Below are 1,629 nucleotides of genomic sequence, written 5' to 3' on the forward strand. Positions count from 1 at the left end.
GGGACGACGTCAAGTCATCATGGCCCTTACGAGTAGGGCTACACACGTGCTACAATGGCGCATACAGAGGGCAGCCAACTTGCGAGAGTGAGCGAATCCCAAAAAGTGCGTCGTAGTCCGGATCGGAGTCTGCAACTCGACTCCGTGAAGTCGGAATCGCTAGTAATCGTGGATCAGAATGCCACGGTGAATACGTTCCCGGGCCTTGTACACACCGCCCGTCACACCATGGGAGTGGGCTGCAAAAGAAGTAGGTAGTTTAACCTTCGGGAGGACGCTTACCACTTTGTGGTTCATGACTGGGGTGAAGTCGTAACAAGGTAGCGCTAGGGGAACCTGGCGCTGGATCACCTCCTTATACGATACGGATAGTTTGCTTCTGCTTTTTAAAGCGGAAACAAATAAGTCGCGATGAGTGTTCACACAGATTGATACGGTTTATAAGTAAAAGAGACGAAGATATCCCAATATCTTCAATCCAGTGTCCCGTTCGTCTAGAGGCCTAGGACACCGCCCTTTCACGGCGGTAACAGGGGTTCGACTCCCCTACGGGATACCATCGGGTCGTTAGCTCAGTTGGTAGAGCAGTTGACTTTTAATCAATTGGTCGCAGGTTCGAATCCTGCACGACCCACCATTTCTCGATGGGGCTATAGCTCAGCTGGGAGAGCGCCTGCCTTGCACGCAGGAGGTCTGCGGTTCGATCCCGCATAGCTCCACCATTCGAGACGTCTACCACGAGACGTAAAACTAATGTGGGCGATTAGCTCAGTTGGGAGAGCACCTGCCTTACAAGCAGGGGGTCACTGGTTCGAGCCCGGTATCGCCCACCATCTTTAAGCGCATTCGATGAGTGCTTTTAAAAATGGTTACTTCATTAGAAGTGATTAGCTCTTTAACAATTTGGAAAGCTGACAAAACAATCTTTAAGATTGTTTGTAAAGTTCTCAAAGTATTCTTAATTGAATACTCCAAATAACACATTCAAGTGTTCTTGGGTTTTGTCTTACTGTTTAAGTAAAACAAAACATATTTGAGTCCGGCAAAATCGAGTCTGCATCATGTCCTGTTTGTCTTCACTTTTCAAAGTGAAAGCAAAGAGTTAATTGCAGACAACTTTGGTTGTTTAAACAACAACTCGAAACTCCTTCGGGTTGTATGGTTAAGTGACTAAGCGTACACGGTGGATGCCTTGGCAGTCAGAGGCGATGAAGGACGTATTAACTTGCGATAAGCCCAGATTAGGCAGTAAAAGCCACTTGAGTCTGGGATTTCCGAATGGGGAAACCCACGTGCATAAGCACGTATCCTTAACTGAATACATAGGTTAAGGAGGCGAACCGGGGGAACTGAAACATCTAAGTACCCCGAGGAAAAGAAATCAACCGAGATTCCGAAAGTAGCGGCGAGCGAAATTGGACTAGCCCTTAAGCTTTATATGCGTTAGACGAACGGTCTGGAAAGTCCGGCGATACAGGGTGATAGCCCCGTAGTTGACAACGCATGTTCAGTGAAATCGAGTAGGGCGGGACACGTGATATCCTGTCTGAATATGGGGGGACCATCCTCCAAGGCTAAATACTACTGACTGACCGATAGTGAACCAGTACCGTGAGGGAAAGGCGAAAA

The 1,629-nt window shown here is 47.9% G+C and carries 4 tRNA genes and 2 rRNA genes; all 6 read left to right on the forward strand.

The features are described 5' to 3' along the window. Nucleotides 1-358: ribosomal RNA gene (locus P2G85_RS21370) — 16S ribosomal RNA — on the forward strand; the annotation flags it as partial. Nucleotides 359-483: 125 nt separating this feature from the next. Then, a tRNA-Glu gene (locus tag P2G85_RS21375) sits at nucleotides 484-559 on the forward strand. A gap of 2 nt (nucleotides 560-561) precedes the next feature. Further along, nucleotides 562-637: transfer RNA gene (locus P2G85_RS21380), tRNA-Lys, on the forward strand. 9 nt (nucleotides 638-646) lie between these two features. Then, a tRNA-Ala gene (locus P2G85_RS21385) sits at nucleotides 647-722 on the forward strand. 35 nt (nucleotides 723-757) lie between these two features. Further along, nucleotides 758-833, forward strand: a tRNA-Val gene (locus P2G85_RS21390). A 327-nt stretch (nucleotides 834-1,160) separates the two neighbouring features. Then, nucleotides 1,161-1,629 (forward strand): 23S ribosomal RNA (locus tag P2G85_RS21395); the annotation flags it as partial.

The organism is Vibrio sp. CAU 1672 (assembly GCF_029223195.1).
In the GTDB taxonomy this organism is placed as follows: Bacteria; Pseudomonadota; Gammaproteobacteria; order Enterobacterales; family Vibrionaceae; genus Vibrio.